This is a genomic window from Halorubrum sp. Boch-26, assembly GCF_029889805.1.
Lineage (GTDB): Archaea > Halobacteriota > Halobacteria > Halobacteriales > Haloferacaceae > Halorubrum.
On sequence record NZ_JARANT010000001.1, the window covers coordinates 15,013 to 34,630 of the forward strand.

Genomic DNA, 19,618 nt, shown 5'->3' on the forward strand with positions numbered 1-19,618 from the left:
CGTAACCGGGTTCCCCGATAGCGTTTATATCGGCTCCGCCCGGCAGTCCGTATGGGAAAGTACGCGGTGTTGCTCAGTGCCGGTCCCGACAGGACCGGGAGCGCGCTCAACGGAGTGGAGTACGCGCTCCGGCTCGCCGACGGCGGCCACGACGTGCGGGTGTACCTCGACGGGCCGGCGACCCGGTGGCCGGGGGAGCTGGCGACGCGGGCCGACCACCCGCTTCGCGACGGGCTCGACCGGGCGGTGGCCGGGGAAGTCGGGATCGCCGCCTGCGCGTACTGCGCGGCCGCGTTCGACGCGACGGCGGGCTGTCGAACGGCGGAGATCCCGCTCCTCGGAACGGCCGGGGAAGAGCATGGGCCGGACGTCGCGGCCCTCGTCGACGACGGATACGAACTGCTCACCATGTCCTGAGCCCCGCACGGACAGAGCCGATCTGAGCCTAGTCCCGATGCCTCGCGCGGTTGGTTTCTTAACTGTGTGTCTCGAACGGTCAGTTGGAAGGGGACTCCGAATGACCGACAGACATCCCGCGCTTCACCCGGCGTCATGAGTGACGCTCCCGAGTCCGGTTCGGCGGCGGACGACGGGTCGGAGTCGCCCGCCTTCGAGCGGCTGTTCGAGCGCACCCCAGACGCCGTCCTCGTCATCGACGCCGCGGCGAACCGGATCCGACGCTGTAACGATCGCGCCTGCGAGTTGCTCGGGTACGACCGGGAGCGCCTCCTGTCGCTCGGACCGCCTGATATCCACCCGCACGATTGCGACGTGTTCGAGGCGTTCGTCGAGCGCGTCCGCGACAGAGGGAGCGGGTTCACCGCCGAGCTGTCGTGTCGCACGCGGGACGGCGAGGTCGTCCCGGTAGATGTCACCGCGACGACTGTCCGGTTCGAGGGGCGCGATCGGATACTCGCGATCCTGCGGGACGCGTCGGCGCGAACGGAGCGCGAGCGCGAACTGCGCCGTCGGTCGGCGGCGATAGCTGCGGCCGACGACGGGATCGCCGTGCTCGACGCCGACGGTGCCGTCGTCTACGCGAACGGTGCCTACGCCTCGCTGTTCGGGTACGACGACCCGGACGCGCTCGCCGGCGCGACGTGGGAGGAGCTGTACGCGACGCCGGGGCGGTTCGAACTCGACTGCCGGCCCACGGTCGCCGAGTCGGGAGAGTGGCGCGGGGAGCTGACGGCGCCTCGGGCGGACGGCGACGACGTGCCCGTTCGAGCGTCGGTGACCGCGCTCGAGGGCGGCGAGTTCGTCTGCGTCGCCCGCGACGTGAGCGAGGAGCGCCGCCGGGAACGGCGCCTCACGGGGTTGGCGGAGTCGAGCCGCGAGCTCCTCACCGCCGCCGACCGGGACGACGTGAGTCGGATCGCGATCCGGACGGTCGCCGACGCCCTCGGCCACGAACTCGCCTGCGTTCGCCTGTACGACGCCGAGGCGAACGAGCTCGTGCGAACGGCCACGACGGACGCGGCCGCGGAGCTCGTCCGGTCGGCGGTCGCGTACGACCTCAAGTCGTCGAACGCCGGCGGGGCGTACCGAAGCGCCGAAACGGTCAGAAACGAGTCGTCCGCGGCCGACGCGTACACCGACGACCCGTGTCGGGCCGAAGTCCACGTGCCGATCGGGGAGTTCGGAGTCCTGAGCGTCTTCGACCGCGAGGCGCCGCTGACGAAGGTGGACGTCCAGCTGATCGAGCTGTTCGCCGGCGTCGTCCGCTCGGCGTTGACCCGCGCCGAACGCGACGAGCGGCTTCAGTCCCGCCGGAGCGAGCTGGAGCGCCGCCGCGAGGAGCTCGCGGCGGGCGACCGGTTCAACACGCTCGTCACCGAGGTGATCCGGTCCGTGCTGCGGGCGACGAGCGGCGAAGAAGTCAAGCGGAGAGTCTGCGAGGAGTTGGCCGGAGCGTCGCTGTACGAGGCCGCGTGGATCGCCTCCGTAGGCACCGGTGGCGATCCCGAGGCCGTGACGATCGACTCCAGTTCGGTCGCGACGGAGCCGTTCGCCGAGAGCGACGCGGAGTCGTTCGTCACGTCGCCGTTCGCGCGGCGACTGGTCCGGAAGGCCCACGAGGCCGACGCCGCGGTCGTCGAGCGGCGACGCTTCGAGTCCGAAAACGGGACCGAGGCGGACGCGGACGACGAGTCCATCGCCGCCGCGGTCCCCGTCGCCTGCGGTCGCCAACGCTTCGGTGTGCTCGCCGTGGCCGGGACCGAAGAGAGCGGGTTCGCCGAGGCGACCCAGAGCGGCCTCGAACTACTCGGTGAGACGCTGGGATTCGCGATCATCGCCGACCGGCGCCGGAACACGCTGATCGAGAGCGACGCCGTCGAGCTGGAATTCTCCTTCGAAAGCCCGCTTGGGGACCTCTCGGCGGCGTTGAACTGCCGGTGTGACCACCTCGGGAGCGTCACCGACGCGGGGGACGGCCACGCCTACGAGACGCGGATCACCCACGGCGACTTCGCCGAGATCCGTGCGTTTCTCGACGACTATCCCGCGGTCCGAGAGTGTGGTCTCGTCGAGCGTCGCGGCGGGACGTGTGTCGTCGAGATCACGGTGGCGGGCGCCCCACCGGGGCTGCTGGCCGAGGCTGGGTTCAGCCTGGTGTCATTACACGCGAGCGACGGCGATACGAGACTGATCGCCGAGGTCCCGAGCGACGAGGACGTCACGCGCGTACTCGACACGCTCTCAGAGTACTGGGACGACGTCGAGCTGGTCGCCAAGCGCCAGACCCCGACCCGCGGGGTGGACCTCGCGGTCCCGGCTGACGGCGTAGCGGGCCTCACCGACAGGCAGCGGTCGGTACTGGAGACGGCCTACGAGAAGGGATACTACGACTGGCCCCGCGGGCACACGGCCGAGGAGGTCGCCGAGAGCCTCGACATCGCCTCCGCGACGCTCCATCAACACCTGCGCGCGGCGGAGCACGCGCTCGTCTCGTCGTTCGTCGGCGACGAGCGAGAGTGACGGATCGAACCGGCCACCTACGTGTCTCGGTACCCCTCGCCCGAGACACGTAGCGTGGGTGACCATACCACTGGGCCGTGATCGCAGTTGTATGAGCACCGAACGGATCCCGATATCGCGGCTCGACGGCTCACACGAGCGCACGCAGCGCCTCCTCATCGAGGTCGCCGACGTCCTCGGCCACAAGTGGCATCCGGTCATTCTCACCCAGCTACTGAGCGGGGAGCCCCACACCTTCAGCGAGCTCGGGGCGGCGATCGACGACGTGTCGAACAAGATGCTCTCGGACAGCCTCTCGACGCTCGAAGAGCGGGGGCTCGTCGACCGCGAGGTCGTGAGCGAGAAGCCGGTCCGGGTCCGGTACACCCTGACCCGCCGCGGGCGGGAGTTGGAGGCGGTCCTCGATCCGATGCTCCGATGGGGCCGCGAGCACCTCGCCGCCGACGCGGTCGACCGCTCGCGAGAGCCCGCCGGCCCGCGTCTCCCGGGTCACCCCGGCGAGGAGGGGGTCGCCGATGAGTAGCCGCACCGATTCGCGGACGGACGCCTCTCCCGACGGACGGTCGGAGCGCGAAATCGGTCGCCGCGGAGCGGAGGCCGACGCGGGCGAACTCTCCGTGAAGACGCCGACTCGCAAGGGGGTGCTTCGGACGGTGTTCGGTCTCGGGGAGCACGACGTTCGGACGTACGACGGGGTCGTCGAGGTCACGGGGGCGACGACCAGCGAGCTGGCCGAGCGCCTCGACCGCGACCGCAGTAACGTGAACCGGTCGCTGAATCGGCTCCGCGAGAGCGGGCTCGTGACCCGCGGGCGCCGACTGCTCGACGAGGGCGGCCACGTCTACCAGTACTACGCCGTCGACGAGTCGACCGAGGACCTCGTCGCCCGGGCGGTCGATCGGTGGCGGTCGGCGGCGCTCGACGCGATCGCGCCGGAGTAGCGCCGGCCTCTTTGCGGCGTCTCGTTCCCCGCTCCCGGTCAGTCGCTTTCGCCGTCGGGCGCGAGTCCGAACGCCTCGTCGCGGACGTGATTCTCGACGAGGAGCAGGTACGTCGCCTGACTCCACTGGAGGTTCGAGTTCCACCTGACCCGGCCGCTCCCGTCGGCGCGCTCGGGGTCGTCGTATCGGTTCGCGGTCAACAGGACGTTCGCGCCTTCCTCGCCCGGAGCGCTGAGGATCGCGTCCTTGTCGCTCGGGACCGACGGCGCGTTGGACTCGGCTGGCATGGTTCGTAGACGGCCGACGAGCCGGTAAGGACGAGGCAAAAATGTGTCCGCGTTACCATTTGGCACGGAAAGGCGAGCGCGGCTCGCAGTGAGCCGAGGGTAACCCGTTTACCATCTGGTTCGGGAAAGCATATGCCGGTGCGGGACCTCATATCACGTATGTCATCCGACGCGGCTTCCGGCAACGACGCACAGGCGGGCGGAATCATCGACGTTGAGAGCGCGGCGACCTTCGAGGAGACGGTCGCAGAGAATCATCAGGTCGTCGTCGACTACTTCGCGGACTGGTGCGGCCCCTGTAAACAGCAGACGCCCATCCTCGAGGAGCTGTCCGGCGCGATCGACGCGCCGGTTCTCGGCGTCGACACCGACGAACACAACGGACTCGCCGCGGAGGCGGGTGTCCGATCGATCCCGACGGTCGCCATATACCGCGACGGCGAGGAGGTCGAGCGGTTCGTTGGTGTTACCGGCGCCGACGAGATTCGGGCGGCGCTAGAGTAGGGACAGCCGGCGCTGAGACGAGCGGCCTCGAACCGAGCGAGCGGCGACGACCGCTCGCCGGACCGCTCTCACAGACACCCGACGACCGCGACGTGTGTATCGTTCATCTCGCGTGTGCGACGGAGGCGCACGTCCGTGGCGATTGCTTACGGTAACGCTACGTCTCCAACGACGTGGACGAACGCACAGACGACACGGACGCGGACGTACCTCGCCGCGACCGGCGTCTCCGGCGCCCCGGGGCGGCGTCCCGAGGCCGCGTGTGTATCGCCACCGCACTGACCGACCATGTTTATCAGTTAACAAGTTGTATGGCTGTGTATGTCTGACACACTCGAGTGTCCGGAGTGCGAGGCGAGCATCGATTCGACCGACGACCTCGAAACGGAGGGCGAGGTCACGGAACTCGAACCGGAGGACGACGGTTCGTTCCAACTCTACGAGAACCACGACCTGTTCCTCTGCAAGAACTGCAGGAAGCCGCTCGGTATCTCTCGGCCGTCAGAGCGGCGGTAGCACGCGACGGGGCGAGGGAAGGGCTGGCGCGTCGCCGCCGACCCTCACGGCATCTCATCCTCCATCGAGCCGCGGCACTACCGCCCCGTCTCGGACCCGCATTCGACGTATTCGGCGACGACGGCGTCGACGCTGGCGCGGTTCATCTCCCGGCGTTCGAGGCGGTCGATCGAAACGGTGGGGCACGACCGACGGGTGTGTGAACGCGTCACGCGGGCGTAACCCGGTCACGCGGCTCTCAGACAACGCTTATGAGCGGTATCGCGTCGGGAGTGACATGGCAACCGAGTCCGAGACGGCCGCGTTGGAGCCGCTCACGACCGCGGAGATGGAATCGACGATGGCCGGGATCAAGCGCATGCTCAAAGTCGGCGCGGCGTTCGCCGCCGTCGGCTACCTCCTCGTCGGGTTCGCGCTGTTCGTGGAGATCACCGCGTTCCACCCGCTCTTAGAGGAGTACTTCGCCACCCACACCGGGTGGAGCCTCGCCGGAGGCGGCGCGGATCGGGCGGGCGAAACCGCGCTCAACTCGCAGCTTGCGACGATCCACTCGTTCCCGTCGGTGCTGCTGTGGCTGAAGCTCGGCGGCGTCGCGCACGTCCTCGTCGGGATCTTCGTCGCGCTCGCGGCGATCGTGCGAACGCTGGCGCTGATGCCGCACCGACTGGCGTACGAGATGGCGGACGAATAGGTCCGTACCGCACGCTCCTCGCGTCACGTCGTCGACAGCGGGATGGCGAACCCGTCGCCGAACGGGTTGCCGTACTCGATGTCGAGGCACTCGTACACTGTTTGGGGAATCGAGAGGTCGATAAGGAGGAGATCGCCGCTGACCGTCCCGAGCCCCGTCTTCGGCAGAGCGAGCGTGGCCGTGAGGTCCGGTTCGACCGCGGCTCCCGGTGTCTCCCCGGTCGTCGCGGTCGTACCGGAGGGGACGTCGAGCGACACGGTCGTTTCCGCCGCGCCGCCGACGGCCTCGATCAGTTCCGCGGCGGCACCGCGGGGCGGGCCGGTCAGTCCGTAGCCGATCAGCGCGTCGACGACGACACCCCTGAGCGCCGCGTCGGCGTCGAGGCCGGAGGCGCCGTCGACCGATTCGATCGGCACGTCCATCGCTTCCAGTACCCGGAGCTGTTCCGCGGTGACGCCGTCGACTTCGGTCGGGGCTCGGTCGAGAACGACTTGGACGGGGAGGTCGCGATTCGCCAGGTGCCGAGCACACGCCAACCCGCCGCCGCCGTTCCCGCCGTTGCCGGCGAGCACCGTGACGGGAGGTTCGCTCCGGTCGGTCGGTCGAGCGCGGAGGACGGCCTCGGCGAGGCCTCGACCGGCGTGTTCCATCATCCGAGGGAGGTCGAGACCGACCTCTTCGACGGCAGTACGGTCGACTGCCCGCATCTCTTCGGCCGTGACCGCCGTGACGGGGCGACCGTCCGGATCGACGAATGTGGACGTGTCCATGCGTTGCTGTTTGAAACGAGTTTTAAAAGCGGTGGTCGTTCGCGAGGCGGTGAGGCTCCCTTCGACGGCTCAGAACGTGATGATCTCGTAGTCGTCGTCGACGAGCGAGCGGACGCTCGGATGGCCGTCGTACTCGTCGAGCGTGACGAGCCCGGAGTCGGCCACGGCGTCCTCGACGCCGAACGCGCCGGAACAGAAGTCACAGACCGCCGCGTCGTCGCGGACCGCCTGGTAGAGGTCGTGGTAATCGCTCTCCTCGTCTTCGAGCTCCGGGATCCACTGTGTCCCCGCGCCGTCGAAGATGAGCTCGAGCTCGTCGCCCTCGGTTTCGGCGAACTCCTTCGCGGCCTCAAGCGCGTTCGCGAGGCGACCGTAGTCGGCGTGCGATTCGTTGCCGGCGAGAATCACGATTGCTGCGTTTGCCATCGTGTTCGCTTATAAAACACACACGTACAAAACCCGTCCGCGGGTGTGTGTTCGGAATACCTTCTCGGCACGCGATAGCGTGTCAGGTTCGGCGGAGCGCATTACGAGAAGTCCTCGGCGTCGAAGGACCGCGGCTCGGGCCCCTGATCGACGAACCGAACCGACCCGTCGTCGAGGGCTACGAGGGCCGCCACCCCGCCGTACCCGTGCGTCTGGTCGTGACCGCGGACGACGACGCGGGTGACATCGTCGTCGGGAATCGCGACCGTCTCTGAGCGCGTGAACGGCTGCTCGGAGTGGGCGTGGAGCAGCTCCCGGCGGCCGATCCGTGTCCCGTCGAGCCGCTCGACCTGCCACCAGTTCGCGTAGCCCTCCTCGCCGTCGTCGTCGTGATGGAGCGTCGCGTCGAACGCGTACCCGCCGTCCGTCGCCTCGGACCCGACGTCGACGACGTTCGCCTCTTGGAGGTCGAGTTCGTCAGCAGCGGGCGGTTCCGAGCCGGTTCCGTCGGTCGCGTCGCTCTCGCTTTCGGTGTCGCCGCCGTTCCCGGAGTCGGTACCGCCTTCGGTAGCGGTGTCGCTCTCGGCACAGCCGGCCAGCGCTGCCAGTGCGCCACCGCTCGCGAGGACGGCCAACAGTCGACGCCGAGGGAGGTGAGCGCGGTCGTTCATAAGGGGAGTTCGGTGGGGAGCGACAAAACCGCTCGGCCGGGCGGGAAGTCGCTGTAATGGCCGCAGAGTAGCTGTGACGGTCAGCCGCGGTGGTGATGTCCGTGCTCGTGATCACCGCCGCGCGAGAACTGCCCAGAGAAGGTCCGGGAGACAACTTCGGAGAGTGCGGGGTGGACGTGGACCGCGTCGCGGATGTCCGCGACCGTTCCCGAACCCGCGGTCATCGCGACGACGACCTCCTCGATCAGGTTCGACGCCTCGGGGCCGACGATGTGACAGCCCTCGATGTTGCCGTCCAGGTCGATGAGCGCCTTCACGAACCCGTCCGCGCCCATCGCGCTGCCGCGGGCCGTCTCGTCGTACGCGTACGTGTTGGTGGCGTACTCGACGTCGGCCTCGCGGAGGTCCTGCTCGCGCGCCCCGACGCCCGCCACTTCGGGCGAGGCGAACACCGCGAACGGCATCGCCGAGTAGTCGACCGGTTCCGGCTCGTCGCCGAGCAGGTTCCGAACCGCGGTCTTCGCCTCGTGGTTCGCGCTGTGTTTGAGCAGGTACTCGCCGACCACGTCGCCGAGCGCCCACACGCCCTCGGCGTCCGTCCGGAGGTACTCGTCGGTCTCGACGAATCCGCTCTCGTCGGTGCCGACGCCGGTCGCATCGAGATTCAGCGAGTCGGTGTTCGGCCGCCGACCCGCGGCGATCAACAGCGCGTCGCCCGCTACGGTCACGTCTTCGGCCTCGTCGGGCGCACCGGCCGTCTCGCCGCCCGCCCGCACCGAGTCGGCCTCTGGGTACGGTCGGGCCTCGATCGTCACCTCGCCGTCGGCCTCGTCGACCGCGACGGCCTCGTAGCCGGTGTACACGTCGAACCGGTCGGCGTAGCGGTCGGTGAACGCGTGTCCGACCTCCGCGTCCGCCTCCGGGAGGAGGTGCTCGCGCCGGCCGACGATCGTCACGCTGGTCCCGAACGTCCCGAAGAAGTGGCCGAGCTCGGCCGCGATGTATCCGCCGCCGACGATCGCGAGGCGGTCGGGCGGCGACTCCAGCCGGAGCGCCTCCGTGCTCGTGAGGAAGTCCACGTCCTCGATCCCGTCGATCGGCGGGAGCGAGGGACGGCTACCGGTGGCGACGAGGACGGTGTCGGCCCGCAGCGTGGCGCCCTCGTCGTCGCCGTCGACGATCTCGACCGTGCGGTCGCCGACGAATCGTCCGGTTCCCTCGAACAGGTCGTGGCTGTTCGAGGACGTGAGCCCCCGACGGATCGACTCGGAACTCCCGGAGACATCGTCGTTTACCGTTCGGACGATCTCCGCGAAGTCGACATCCGTCACTTCGGCGTCGATCTCGAACGCGTCGGCACCCTCGATCGTCTCCAACACCTCAGCGTGGTAGAGGAGCTGCTTCGACGGGATACAGCCGCGGTTGAGACAGGTCCCGCCGAGCCGCCCCTCCTCGACGACCGCGACCGAATTCCCCCGCCCGGCCATCGCGTTCGCCACGTCCAGTCCCGATCCCGACCCGATCACGAGAAAATCGAACTCCTGCATATCCCGGTCGACGGGTCCCACCGGCATCAAGTCCCGTCCGACGTGGCGCGAGCCACACACGACCGCAGCGGGTCGGTGTGAGAACCGTTCAGACCCCGAACCTCGTCACGTGGACGATACCGCCGACGGTCCCGAAGGCGACGCCGAGCCCGCGTTCCGTGAGCCCGCTCGGAACGTACCTCACTCCGGGTGGTGAGCGCCGTGTCCGACCCACAGCAACAGCAGGTGCGTCGCGATCGCGAGCGGGAGCCAGCCGACCGGCAGCGCCGACGCGAGCGGGTCGACCGCGCCGACGACGTAGACCGCCGGGAACGCGATCGCCGTCCAGAACGCGGCGCGTCGAACGGTCGCTTCTATCCCGCGACCGACCGCCGAGCCGGCCGCCGCGGTACAGCGGCGCACGGGGCGGTCGTCGCGAAGGCACTGCGGCCCGCGCCCGTCGGCGGTCGCGTCCGTGTTCGTGCTCGTCCCCACGCCTTACACCGGGAGCAGCGCGATTCCCGCTCCCAACACGACGCCGTAGACGACGTGGAAGAAGCCGAACGCGCCCATCGTCTTCGGGTCCGGTTCCATCGCGAGGACGATCCGCATCCAGAAGGCCATCCCGCCGACCATCAGGACGAGCCCGAAGGCGAGCGCCCAGAGCACGCTCCCGACGAGGACGCCGGCGCCGACGTCCAGCCCGAGCGCGGTCGCCCCGACTGCGAAAGCGGCCCCCGCGCCGATTCCGTACAGCATGTGGAGCAGCACGCCCTGTCTCATGTACGCCTCGGGGCCCTCGTCACCGACGTACCTCGCCCAGAGCGCGGCGGTCGGCGGCGGCGAGTCGTTTCCCATCGTCATCATGAACATCGTCATGACGACGGTCGCGACCAGTCCAGCGATCAGTCCGGTGAGTGTGCTTACCATGATGTGTGACACGCGCCGGCGAGCCGACGCAGGTTACGTCTAGTAACCTAGACACCGGCTCATCGTATAAACACGCGCGAACGAGCCGGTAACCGGGTTACCGGTCGGTTACGGAAGTGCAAGGAGAAGTCTCCGCTCTTCAGGTTGGGAAGAATGGTAGGAGGCGGTCGGTGACGGCAGTGACGCGTGCCGGCAAGCGATCGACGGGGCGTGGGGCTCCGGAGGGCTGAGATGCCGTTCTGGTGCGCTCAGGCGGGTTCGGCGGTGGTCAGCGGAAGCATCGGTCACTCCATCGCGCCTTTTGAAGGCGTCATGTCCCGGCGTGCAGTCATGATGGCACCACTAGCAAGCATCAGAAGCGCGATTGCGACCATCCCCGCGTCCCAACCCATACCGCCCGCTACCGAATTCACTTCGTTCATCCCGTTCATTCCGTCGCGCATTCCGGAGTTCCCCATCGATATCATCCACAGCTGAGTGAAGAGCATCAACACTGCGTAAACGAGCATTAGTAGACCGCTGGCACTGCCGAGTCGAGCGGCGAGCGGCGTGAGGAGGACGGCACCGTGGACAAGCACTACGGCTCCCAAAACGAGCATCAGCCACGCCGACGTGGCCATCCCGCTCCCCGTTGTCGCCAGATGTATCGAATACCCCCCGGAGACGAGAGCGATGACACTTCCGTACAGTCGCATCGTGGAGAGACGCGCTGACATCGCCATGACGGACGGAACGTCCCTGACGGACATATAACCCGTTGAAAACGGGTCTCGTAACAGTCAACCGTGACACCGCAGGTGGCCTTATAAATACGACGTTCCGTCTGGCAGGTCGCACTCGTCGCCGTGACACCCCGCGGCGTGCTCGACGGCCGCGAGGTCCGGCTCGTCGGCGGTCTCCTCGCTCCGCCACGCGTACTGGACGGTGCGGTCGGGGTCGACCACGAAGACGGCCGAGCGCGCGACCCCGCGGTGGTCGTCGATCTCGTCGGCGCGCACGCCGTACGCCTCGGCGACGCGCCCGTCGCTGTCCGAGAGCAGGGGGAAGTCGATCCGGTGCTTCCGAGCGAACGCGCGGTGGCTGTAGACGCCGTCGGTGGAGATCCCGAGCACGACGGTGTGCTCCAACAGCGACAGCGCCTCGCTGTCCCGCAGGGTGCACATCTGCGTCGCACACACGGGGTGGAAGTCGAACGGGTAGAACACCACCACGACCGCCCACCCGTTGTCGGCGTACTCGGCCAGCCCGTGCGTGTCGATCCGCCCGCCGCCCGCGCCGGGGAGCTCGAACGTCGGCGCCGTCTGTCCGGTCTGGAGCATGCGCGAAACACGGCGGTCGACCGGTATGAGCCTCGGCCGATTGTGCGGTGTGATCGCACACACCGCAATGCGGCCGAATCCGAGACGGACCGGTCCCGACAACCCGGCTTCGCGCGCCCGTGCCTCGCCGCCGCACAGACAACGGTCGTTTATAAACGGCGGTCACGTCCCGAACGTATGACTCTCGCGCTCTCCGTCGAGCTGGTGGCGACGATCGCCGCCGTCGTCGCGGTCGCGGGCGCCGTCAACGGGGTCGCGGGGTTCGGCTTCGCCGTCGTCGGGACGATGGTGCTGGCCACGACGCTCGACCCCGCGACGGCCGTCGCGTTCATGATCCTCCCGATGTTCGCCGTGAACGTCGCGCTGGTCGGCGACCTCACCCGCGAGGAGCTCCGCAGTTGCGGCACCCGGTTCGCGCCGCTGCTCGTCGCCGCGCTCGTCGGCACCATCCTCGGGATGGCCCTGCTCGATCGCCTCCCCGAGGCGCCGGTGCGCGTGCTGCTCGGGCTCGTCTCGCTCGGCTTCGTGGCGAGCGCTCAGCGCGCCTTCCCGTTGCCTCCCCTGCCCGTTGTGAGCGACCGGGAGGTCGCCGACACGCCGCTCGTCATGGGAGCCGTCGGCGCGGTCTCCGGCGTCCTGTTCGGCGCCACGAACGTCGGGGTCCAGCTCGTCGCGTTCGTGCGGAGCTTCGACCTCTCCCACGGGCTGTTCGTCGGCGTCGTCGCGCTCGTGTTCGTCGGGATCAACGGCCTGCGCGTCGTCGCGGCGGGCGCGCTCGGGCTCTACCCGGACCTCGGGCTCGCCCTCGCCTCGGTCGCCGCCGCGGTCCCCGCCGTCGCCGGCGTCGCCCTCGGGAAACGCCTCCGAGCGCGGGTGAGCGAGCGGCTCCGGCGCGGGGTCGTCCTCGGGCTGTTGACGGTCATCGGCGTCCGGCTGATACTCGGCGGCGCGGGAATCGTCTGAGGTCCGTTAGCGGCGACGCCAACGGCGCCGATGTCGCCGCCCGCGCTCACCGGTTCAACCGCCACCGGATCGCGACGGCCGCAATGAACACGGTCGCGAACGTGACGCCGCCCGATATCAGCGCGCCGCGGGCGCTGGACGCGCCCGTGGTAACGACGGTGGCGGATGCGCCGCCGCCGGCGAGGAGCGCGCCGCCCGCGATCCCGCCGAACCCGATACAACAAAGGCTCAAGAGACCGACGACCGACAGCGACTCCAGCAGGCCGTCGTCGCTCATCGGTGTTGCCCCTCGCTCCGGAACGCGTCGAGCGCGAGCGACCAGTCGTACTCGCGGTAGCGTATCCGGGAGATAACGTCGGGATCGATCGCGTCGTACTCGCGGAGGAGCGCGCGGAGCCCCGACCGCCCGCCGAAGTCGCCGCGGTACCACAGGAGGAGGCGCGGCACGCGGGCGGTCCCGTCCTCGAAGACCGTCGCGCTCCGTAAGTACGAGCCTGCGACGCGGTCGAGCTGGTCGTCCACGTCGGTCGCGTCGTACGCGGCGACCGCGGGACAGGAGGCGGCGCCGCAGTCGAGCGCGAAGTGGACGCGCGGGTCGGGGGCGGCGGCGCGATGGCGCCGGACGAACGCCGAGGGGAAGGGATTCGGTACGTAGCCGAGCCAGTACTTCCACTGCGCACCCCGGAGTACGCCGTGTTCTACCTGGTCGAGACTCAGGTCGGCTCCGGCGACGGCGACGATCGGCTCACCGAACAACCGGCGCGAGCCCGCGACGAGATCGGGGCCGTCGGTGGACCCGGAGTCGGAACCGTCCGTGGAACCCGGTGCGGAGTCCGGTACGGACGTCGACTCGGGGGCGGCCATGAACGACCGTTGTCCGCCGCGTGCGAATAGGTGACGCGGTCTGGCACCTCACGCGTCAGACCGACCCGGCGTGACGCCACGGCTTCGCGTACTGCGTCCACGAGCGATACGACCGCGCCCTCGACGGCGGACGGTGTACCGGACGTCGAACTGCCGAACGCCGGTGCCGGACCCGACCCGTTCTCACTATCCGTAATTGCATCCGACTCCGGCACGGACGCCGTGGTGCCGCTGTTCCGGCGGGGCTACCCCTGCGGGAGCTGCCGGAAGCAGGTCCAAGCGATCGGCGACAGGCACGACGAGTTCCAGGCGTTGAACGCCGCCGCCGTCTCGATTCTGCCGGGGCCTCTCGAACGCGCGGCCGAGTGGCAGAAGTCGTACGACCTCCCGTTCGCGCTGCTCGCCGACCCGACCACCGACGTGAGCGACGCGTACGACCAACGGTGCGGTTCGGCGTCCTCGGTTCGCTCCACGACTTAGTGGGTCGGATGCCCGCCGGCCGGCCGGAGGTCGACGGCCTGCTCGACGAGATCCGGGCGTTGCGTGCGGAATGAGGTGAGTGGGATCGAATCCCCCGACGATAGGAAGGCCGACGAGCCGGACCGTCCTCGGCGCGCTGTGGCGGATGTCGCGTCCCGCACAGCTCGCCCTGATGCGCTCGTGTACGTCCTCGGCGTCGCGATGGCGCTCGGTCTCGTCCCGGGACACCGGCGATTCACGCGCCGTGAGGCGCCGCTCCTTGCGGTCGCGACTGTGGTAGTCACGGCCGTGCTGACGACGGCTTCGTGAGCCGCCGTCGCCGTCGGACTCCTCGGACTCGTCGGCTGATTTCGACCGTTGCTGGCCTCCCGAGACCCCACATCGGTGTCGGCTTGAGCCCCTCATCGACCGATAACGGCCAACAGCCGGTCCCGAACCGCTTGCCGGTCGGGAGGCGGCGGGAGCGTCGCCGAGAGCGCGCCGACGAGTCCGCCCCACAGGAGATGACCGACGAGGGAGGCCGAGTCGAGGTTCGGGATCGGTGTCGCGATCCCCACGGCGTTCAACCAGAGGCTCATGACCACCCCGGCCATGACGAACCACAGGAAGAGCCCGTACGCGACCCCCGCGGCGACGGAGACACCGACGGTGTCGCCGAAGAGACCGTCGGTGAGCTCCGACCGGGCGACGGTGAACACGGTCGCGAACACGGCGCTGTGGAACAGGTGCGCGATCCACCCCACCGACGAGACGGACGCCCCGTACAGCGCGCCGATCACGGGGAGCGTTCCGGTCGTTCCCTGAAAGAACGCCCCCATCGCGACACCGGCCGCCAGCCCGATGCCGAGCGTCCGCCAGAGCGTCCCGCTGGCGATTCCCGGTGTGTCGCTGCCTGCGACGGTGCGGTCGGTCCGTGGGAGCCGCACCCGGACGGTCGTCGCGTCACCGGTCGCGTCGACGCCGAGATCTCCGTCGTATCTGGCCGCGAGGAGCCGCAAGACCGGAACGCCGTAGTCCACGTCGTTACGCTCCTGCTCGGGGACCCCCTCGACGAGCACCTCGCGTTCGCGAGCGCTGAGCCACGCTCCAGGCGCGGTGACGGACAGCTCCACGTAGCGGTCCCGGACGTCGACCGCGAGGGGATCGGCAACGGCGTCCGCCCAGCCAGGGAGCGCGACGAGTTCGTCGAGCAGCCGGTCCACGTATCGGTCCGCCCTGACCGTCACCGACCGGACCGATACCGCCGACTCGGCGCGGCCGGTGCGTTCCGCGTGTCTCCGGATCGCCTCGTCGAGCCGTACCGGCCCGAGCGCGCTGCCGCCGTCGACGGTGCCGACGGTGAGGAACCGCGTCTCGTCTACCGCCCGTTCGATCCGAGCGATCGCGTCGGTGATCGCCGTCTTGCTCCGGTCGGCGGTCTCCTCGCGCTCTTCGAACAGGAGCTCCGAGTGGCCCCGCAGGATCGTGACGGAGTTCCGGACCTCGTGTCTGAGGATTCGATTGAGTAGCCGCGCCTGTTCGATCTGCCGGTCCACGGTCGCCTGTCGCCGTTCCGCCTCCGCCCCGCGGATTCCGACGAGCAGTCCCGCGCCGCCGCCCACGATCCCGACGGCAGCCACTACCGCGGTGGCGTTCCCCGGCGACGACGCCGTCATCAACGGTCCGAGCAGAACTCCGACCCCCGCAGCGCCGGCGACGAACCAGACGAGGACGGTCCGGGTGTACGTCCGATCTCGGGCGCTGACTGCGAGGTTGATACCGTACAGGACGACGCCGAACCCAACGGCCAACACGAGTACCGCGCTCACCTCCGTCGCGAATCCACTGTCCGTCGCCAACAGGTCGGCGACCGTCCCTCGCGTCAGCGCGAACGCGACGACCGCTATCACGACACCCTCCGATTTGAACGCGAGACGGTCGCTCGGAGACGGTCGGTCCATACGTCCGATTATTGTATGTTTGTAAAGAAGTATACCGGTTGTGTGGCTCGGCCGCGCTACCCCACGAGGAGTCGCGGCGTTCAGACGTGTGTCGACCACAGACGGGTCACATGACGAACGGCGCCGCGTGGCCGCAGGTCTCCTGCGACGGAGATGCTCCTCCGCCGCCGCCAGACGCTCGACGACATCGTCGGCCTCTGCGGTCTCGTGGGCGATAACCCCGTAGTTCGAGAGCGCCGCCTGGAGGGCCTCCTCGCCGGCAGCCGCCGCGGCGTCGGTCACGGTGAGCGCCTCGAAACCGTTCCCGACGGCGTCGCGCAGATGCGACTCCACGCAGAGATCTGTGCTCATCCCTGCAAGCACGATGGTGTCGATGCCGCGCTGGCGGAGCCGTATCCCGACATCGTTGCTCCAGAACCCCGAGAGCTGCTTGTGTGGCGAGAGGACGAACGTGTTGTCGTCCGGCTCGAGTTCCGGGACGAAGTCAGCACCGTCGCCCGAGACATCGAACGTCCGCGTGTCAAACGTGATCTGATCGGTAATGTTCAGATGCGCTCGGCTCTCGTACTCGGCGTCCTCGTACTCGTGTGGCGAGTAGAACACGGGGACGTCGCCCTCGCGGGCGGCGTCGCGGTGCCGTGTGACGGGGTGTGATCGGCCTCGGCGGCCCCGCCGCTTCATTCGAGTTCCCTGGAACCGGCGGCTCCGATCGCGATTTTGTCTCCTCACCTACTTACCAAACGTACCTTTATTTCCGTGGCAGTCGTGGATTTAATATGAGTACCGATCCGGAACCGTTAGAGGTGTGGTGTGCGGGCAGCGACTGGTGTCCGATCACGACGACCGCGACGCTGATCGGCAAGAAGTGGCATCCGGTCGTCATTCACCGGCTCTTGGAGAACGGGCCGCTGGGATTCAACGCGCTCAAAGAGGAGGTCGACGGGATCTCGGGGAAAGTCCAGTCAGATGTCCTCGAGGATCTTGAAGAGCACGGGTTCATCGACCGGACTGTTCTCAGCGAGAAGCCGTTCCGCGTGGAGTACTCGCTGACCGACCGCGGGCGGTCGCTCGAACCGGTGATCGGCGCCATGCGCGACTGGGGACGAAAACATCTCACCGCTCCGGAAGACCGGTGAGCCACCCCCGCGCTCAGTCGTGAACGTCATGTCCGTCCTCCCGAAGGCTGCGATCCCGAGTGTTGACGGTCCGATCTTCGGCGAGGAGTACCTCGGTGACTCCGACGACGAAGTGTTGGTCGTTGAGCCCGACGGTGAGACATCTCCGGCGCACGCCTACCCGGTCCGGATCTGAACTCCCACGAGGTAGTCGACGAGACGGTTGCGGCCGCCACCGGGAGTGACAGGCCGATCGCCGTCGCGTGGTGCCCGATCTGCGGCAGCGGCGTCGTGTACGACGCGGCGATCGACGACTGCCGGCTCCCCTTCGGCGTCTCGGGGAAGCTGGCCGACGACGGCCTCGTGTTGTGCGACCGCGAGACCGAGTCAGAGTGGAAGCAGTCGACCGGCGAGTGTGTCGCCGGCGTTGCGTGCGGGGCTCGTCTGCGGGTACGGCGTCGACACGTCCTTCCCGGCTGCGCTCCCCTCGCAGATCCGCACCCACGAGTCACATTCGGGGCAACGGTGGGCGCGATCGTCGTCGTCGCCGTGAACCCGACCGAAATCCGGCGGTAGGTGGGTACTGCATTCGAGACAGACACCTTACTCACCGGGTGCTATCCGGTAGTCCATCATGCGAACGCCACCCCGAAGGTTGTCGGGGAGATCGCTCGACGCGAGGGGGTCGTGATCGGCGGCGTATGGAACCCGATTTCAGGAGCCGGTTCGGAGCGAGCCGAATCCGCCGATAACGTGACGTAGCGAGTCGCTACGGCAGAATCGGCAGTAGTCGTGAAACGGTTCGTGAGAAGGCGGGCGCGACGGGCGCTGGTTCGACCGTCGAACGAATCGACCTTTCAGGCGTGAGACGGTCGAAATCGGCCGGCTCAATCCCGACATTTCTGACAATTAATTAATATTTTTCCATCCGTGTGAGAAACAGCGCGTGTATCTTGCATGAAATCATCTCACAAGGTAGTCAACCTAGATCAGCTAACACAGGGAGAGATGGATCTCTACTGTGTTGATATTCGCTAGCTTGAGGGACCTGATACCAAAATGACGTTGAGAATAGTGACTTTTTGCAGTCTCGTTCCATCTTAGCGGTATAGATTGAGCCGCTGCAGGACTGATCCGATTAGCACCGCTATGGGTATGATCTCAAGCCGTCCGACCCACATATTGAGTATCAACATCGCTTTTGCGGTATCCGGCATGTCTGGTCCGGTGATACCGCTACTAAGGCCAACGTTGCTCTGTGCACTCATCACGTCAAAAATGACGTACTCAAGCGGGTAAGCCGGTGAGAGCACACGGAGAAGTGCCGCAACACCGACTACCAGGAAGGTAATCCAGAGAATGAACACGACGGTCGCTTCCGTGTACTCACGTTCCGCTTGGTCTTCACTGAGACGTCGGTCGCCGATCTGGAGGTACCTGATTGCGGATTGCGGACGAAACACGTCCTGAATCTGCCAAACGGTCCCCTTGACCAACGTTATTACACGAATGAGTTTGAGGCCGCTGACTGTCGAACCCGCTGCAGCACCGGTGAGCATTCCGAGACAAGCCCATAGTGTCGCTCCAGCACTCCAGACCTGCTCGGTCCCGCCACCGATTGCCGCGCTGCCAAAGCCAGTGTTTGAGGTGGCGGAGACAAACTGGAAGAGCGCAACCCTGAACGTCTCTTCAAGCGTCGCGTACTGGCCGTTAGCGTGTAAAATTCCGGTGAGAACGAGTGACCCGACGGCGAACCAGATGAACACCCACCGCGTCTGCAGGTCGGTGTACAGATTTCGCACCTCGCCTTTGAATATCAGATAGTGGATGGGGAACGCGATACTTCCCGCGATCATGATAGGCACAGTCGCGTACTCGATCAACGGACTGTTGTAGAATCCAATCGACGCGGCGTGAACGGAGAACCCGCCCGTGGCGATCCCAGTCATCCCGTGGTTGATGGCGTCCCATAACGGCATACCAGCCAGCAGGAACAGGCCGATCGAGGCGAGCGTCAGGCCGACGAAGATTTTCCATATCTCTTGGACGGTGGTCACGATGCTCGGATGGATTTTTTCTGAGCGGGCTTCGCTCTCATAGAGGGTATATGAGCCGCTACTGCCACCCCGATGAAGAATAGCCACGGTCAGGACAATGACGCCGACACCGCCGACCCACTCGATGAACGACCGCCACCAGTGTAACGACCGGGGCAGTTTTTCTTCGACGGCAGCCACCGTCAGCCCGGTTCCAGTGAACCCGCTCATGCTCTCGAAGACTGCATCGAGCGGGTTCAGAAACACCGCAGTCGTCTCGTCCATCGCCGGTGTGTTCATCCAAACCGGCAATGGATCAAGCTGGATCGTCCACGCGATGAAGAGGAACGGGAGACTCCCGAGAACACCGATAAGCCCCCAGGCTGTGGCTGCAGTGACCATCGCCTCGCGTTTCTCCGGCGACTCGGCGTCCTGATAGCGCCAGACGAGTGCACTCCCGATACCGGCCATGATGAACGCTGAGGCGACGAACGCCGGAATCGCAAAGAATTCGCCGTTTACTGCTGCCACGACGATAGAGATCACCATCATCAACGAGATAGCTTGCACGATGCGACCGACGTCACGGCCGACGGTTCGTCTGTTTACGATCTGGCTCATGATAATCGAGGGGCTGTCAGATGGGCTATGTTGACGCGG

Annotated in this window: 25 protein-coding genes and 1 pseudogene; 12 read left to right on the plus strand and 14 right to left on the minus strand. The window is 67.4% G+C overall.

Annotated features, from left to right (window positions below):
* The first annotated feature begins 51 nt into the window (after positions 1 to 51).
* The 4 genes from OQF71_RS00095 to OQF71_RS00110 all read left to right on the plus strand — a co-directional run bounded on the left by OQF71_RS00095 (position 52) and on the right by OQF71_RS00110 (position 3,920).
* Positions 52 to 417, plus strand: a complete 366-nt coding sequence (locus OQF71_RS00095) for a hypothetical protein (protein ID WP_280584960.1) — start codon at positions 52 to 54, stop codon at positions 415 to 417.
* A 135-nt stretch (positions 418 to 552) separates the two neighbouring features.
* Positions 553 to 2,979: a PAS domain S-box protein gene (locus OQF71_RS00100; RefSeq protein ID WP_280584962.1), complete on the plus strand. Its 2,427-nt coding sequence runs from the start codon at positions 553 to 555 to the stop codon at positions 2,977 to 2,979.
* 91 nt (positions 2,980 to 3,070) lie between these two features.
* Positions 3,071 to 3,502 (plus strand): helix-turn-helix domain-containing protein, encoded by a 432-nt coding sequence (locus OQF71_RS00105; RefSeq protein ID WP_280584964.1) that lies wholly within the window; start codon positions 3,071 to 3,073, stop codon positions 3,500 to 3,502.
* Positions 3,495 to 3,920 carry a helix-turn-helix domain-containing protein gene (locus OQF71_RS00110; RefSeq protein WP_280584965.1) on the plus strand — a complete coding sequence of 142 codons (426 nt, stop codon included), beginning with the start codon at positions 3,495 to 3,497 and terminating at the stop codon, positions 3,918 to 3,920. Before OQF71_RS00105 ends, OQF71_RS00110 begins: the two co-directional genes overlap by 8 nt.
* Positions 3,921 to 3,958: 38 nt before the next feature.
* Here the strand turns inward: OQF71_RS00110 and OQF71_RS00115 are convergent, their stop codons facing one another.
* Positions 3,959 to 4,207, minus strand: coding sequence for a hypothetical protein (locus OQF71_RS00115; protein ID WP_280584966.1), 249 nt, complete (start codon positions 4,205 to 4,207; stop codon positions 3,959 to 3,961).
* 159 nt (positions 4,208 to 4,366) lie between these two features.
* On the opposite strand from OQF71_RS00115, the gene OQF71_RS00120 reads away from it, so the two are divergent.
* The 3 genes from OQF71_RS00120 (at position 4,367) to OQF71_RS00130 (ending at position 5,918) form a co-directional block, all read left to right on the plus strand.
* A complete protein-coding gene (locus OQF71_RS00120; RefSeq protein WP_280584967.1) occupies positions 4,367 to 4,711 on the plus strand; it encodes a thioredoxin family protein in 345 nt (114 codons plus the stop codon).
* Between the two features lie 321 nt (positions 4,712 to 5,032).
* Entirely contained in the window at positions 5,033 to 5,227 is a 195-nt protein-coding gene (locus tag OQF71_RS00125; protein WP_280584969.1) for a hypothetical protein, read from the plus strand.
* A 277-nt stretch (positions 5,228 to 5,504) separates the two neighbouring features.
* Entirely contained in the window at positions 5,505 to 5,918 is a 414-nt protein-coding gene (locus tag OQF71_RS00130) for a hypothetical protein (RefSeq protein WP_280584970.1), read from the plus strand.
* Positions 5,919 to 5,941: 23 nt separating this feature from the next.
* On the opposite strand, the gene OQF71_RS00135 is transcribed toward OQF71_RS00130, so the two are convergent.
* The 8 genes from OQF71_RS00135 to OQF71_RS00170 form a co-directional block, all read right to left on the minus strand.
* Positions 5,942 to 6,688 (minus strand): NAD(P)H-hydrate epimerase, encoded by a 747-nt coding sequence (locus tag OQF71_RS00135; protein WP_280584971.1) that lies wholly within the window; start codon positions 6,686 to 6,688, stop codon positions 5,942 to 5,944.
* Between the two features lie 69 nt (positions 6,689 to 6,757).
* Positions 6,758 to 7,114 carry a hypothetical protein gene (locus OQF71_RS00140; protein WP_280584972.1) on the minus strand — a complete coding sequence of 119 codons (357 nt, stop codon included), beginning with the start codon at positions 7,112 to 7,114 and terminating at the stop codon, positions 6,758 to 6,760.
* A 101-nt stretch (positions 7,115 to 7,215) separates the two neighbouring features.
* Positions 7,216 to 7,785, minus strand: a complete 570-nt coding sequence (locus tag OQF71_RS00145; protein WP_280584973.1) for a hypothetical protein — start codon at positions 7,783 to 7,785, stop codon at positions 7,216 to 7,218.
* Between the two features lie 80 nt (positions 7,786 to 7,865).
* Positions 7,866 to 9,332 (minus strand): dihydrolipoyl dehydrogenase, encoded by a 1,467-nt coding sequence (locus tag OQF71_RS00150; RefSeq protein ID WP_345781990.1) that lies wholly within the window; start codon positions 9,330 to 9,332, stop codon positions 7,866 to 7,868.
* Between the two features lie 180 nt (positions 9,333 to 9,512).
* A complete protein-coding gene (locus OQF71_RS00155) occupies positions 9,513 to 9,806 on the minus strand; it encodes a hypothetical protein (protein WP_280584975.1) in 294 nt (97 codons plus the stop codon).
* Between the two features lie 3 nt (positions 9,807 to 9,809).
* A complete protein-coding gene (locus tag OQF71_RS00160) occupies positions 9,810 to 10,241 on the minus strand; it encodes a hypothetical protein (RefSeq protein ID WP_280584976.1) in 432 nt (143 codons plus the stop codon).
* Positions 10,242 to 10,525: 284 nt separating this feature from the next.
* Positions 10,526 to 10,963, minus strand: a complete 438-nt coding sequence (locus OQF71_RS00165) for a hypothetical protein (RefSeq protein ID WP_280584977.1) — start codon at positions 10,961 to 10,963, stop codon at positions 10,526 to 10,528.
* A gap of 81 nt (positions 10,964 to 11,044) precedes the next feature.
* Positions 11,045 to 11,560 carry a redoxin domain-containing protein gene (locus tag OQF71_RS00170; protein ID WP_280584978.1) on the minus strand — a complete coding sequence of 172 codons (516 nt, stop codon included), beginning with the start codon at positions 11,558 to 11,560 and terminating at the stop codon, positions 11,045 to 11,047.
* A gap of 177 nt (positions 11,561 to 11,737) precedes the next feature.
* On the opposite strand from OQF71_RS00170, the gene OQF71_RS00175 reads away from it, so the two are divergent.
* Complete coding sequence (locus tag OQF71_RS00175) at positions 11,738 to 12,523, plus strand: TSUP family transporter (protein WP_280584979.1); 786 nt, start codon at positions 11,738 to 11,740, stop codon at positions 12,521 to 12,523.
* A 46-nt stretch (positions 12,524 to 12,569) separates the two neighbouring features.
* On the opposite strand, the gene OQF71_RS00180 is transcribed toward OQF71_RS00175, so the two are convergent.
* Together OQF71_RS00180 and OQF71_RS00185 are read right to left on the minus strand one after the other, a co-directional pair.
* A complete protein-coding gene (locus tag OQF71_RS00180; protein ID WP_280584980.1) occupies positions 12,570 to 12,800 on the minus strand; it encodes a hypothetical protein in 231 nt (76 codons plus the stop codon).
* Positions 12,797 to 13,387, minus strand: a complete 591-nt coding sequence (locus OQF71_RS00185; protein WP_280584981.1) for a DUF547 domain-containing protein — start codon at positions 13,385 to 13,387, stop codon at positions 12,797 to 12,799. The genes OQF71_RS00180 and OQF71_RS00185 overlap by 4 nt, the downstream gene beginning before the upstream one ends.
* A 30-nt stretch (positions 13,388 to 13,417) precedes the next feature.
* Between OQF71_RS00185 and OQF71_RS00190 the strand changes: the two genes are divergently transcribed.
* Positions 13,418 to 13,867 carry a redoxin domain-containing protein gene (locus OQF71_RS00190; RefSeq protein ID WP_280584983.1) on the plus strand — a complete coding sequence of 150 codons (450 nt, stop codon included), beginning with the start codon at positions 13,418 to 13,420 and terminating at the stop codon, positions 13,865 to 13,867.
* Positions 13,868 to 14,268: 401 nt separating this feature from the next.
* Here the strand turns inward: OQF71_RS00190 and OQF71_RS00195 are convergent, their stop codons facing one another.
* Complete coding sequence (locus tag OQF71_RS00195; protein ID WP_280585038.1) at positions 14,269 to 15,807, minus strand: histidine kinase; 1,539 nt, start codon at positions 15,805 to 15,807, stop codon at positions 14,269 to 14,271.
* Positions 15,808 to 16,092: 285 nt separating this feature from the next.
* Positions 16,093 to 16,488, minus strand: a pseudogene (locus OQF71_RS00200) (isochorismatase family cysteine hydrolase); the annotation flags it as partial.
* Between the two features lie 95 nt (positions 16,489 to 16,583).
* On the opposite strand from OQF71_RS00200, the gene OQF71_RS00205 reads away from it, so the two are divergent.
* The 3 genes from OQF71_RS00205 to OQF71_RS00215 are packed head-to-tail and all read left to right on the plus strand — an operon-like array spanning position 16,584 to position 17,498.
* Entirely contained in the window at positions 16,584 to 16,943 is a 360-nt protein-coding gene (locus OQF71_RS00205) for a helix-turn-helix domain-containing protein (protein ID WP_280584985.1), read from the plus strand.
* A gap of 28 nt (positions 16,944 to 16,971) precedes the next feature.
* Positions 16,972 to 17,118, plus strand: a complete 147-nt coding sequence (locus OQF71_RS00210) for a hypothetical protein (protein ID WP_280584987.1) — start codon at positions 16,972 to 16,974, stop codon at positions 17,116 to 17,118.
* Positions 17,119 to 17,174: 56 nt separating this feature from the next.
* Entirely contained in the window at positions 17,175 to 17,498 is a 324-nt protein-coding gene (locus OQF71_RS00215; protein ID WP_280585040.1) for a DUF3179 domain-containing (seleno)protein, read from the plus strand.
* A 524-nt stretch (positions 17,499 to 18,022) separates the two neighbouring features.
* On the opposite strand, the gene OQF71_RS00220 is transcribed toward OQF71_RS00215, so the two are convergent.
* Complete coding sequence (locus OQF71_RS00220) at positions 18,023 to 19,510, minus strand: TrkH family potassium uptake protein (RefSeq protein ID WP_345781991.1); 1,488 nt, start codon at positions 19,508 to 19,510, stop codon at positions 18,023 to 18,025.
* Positions 19,511 to 19,618: the final 108 nt, after the last annotated feature.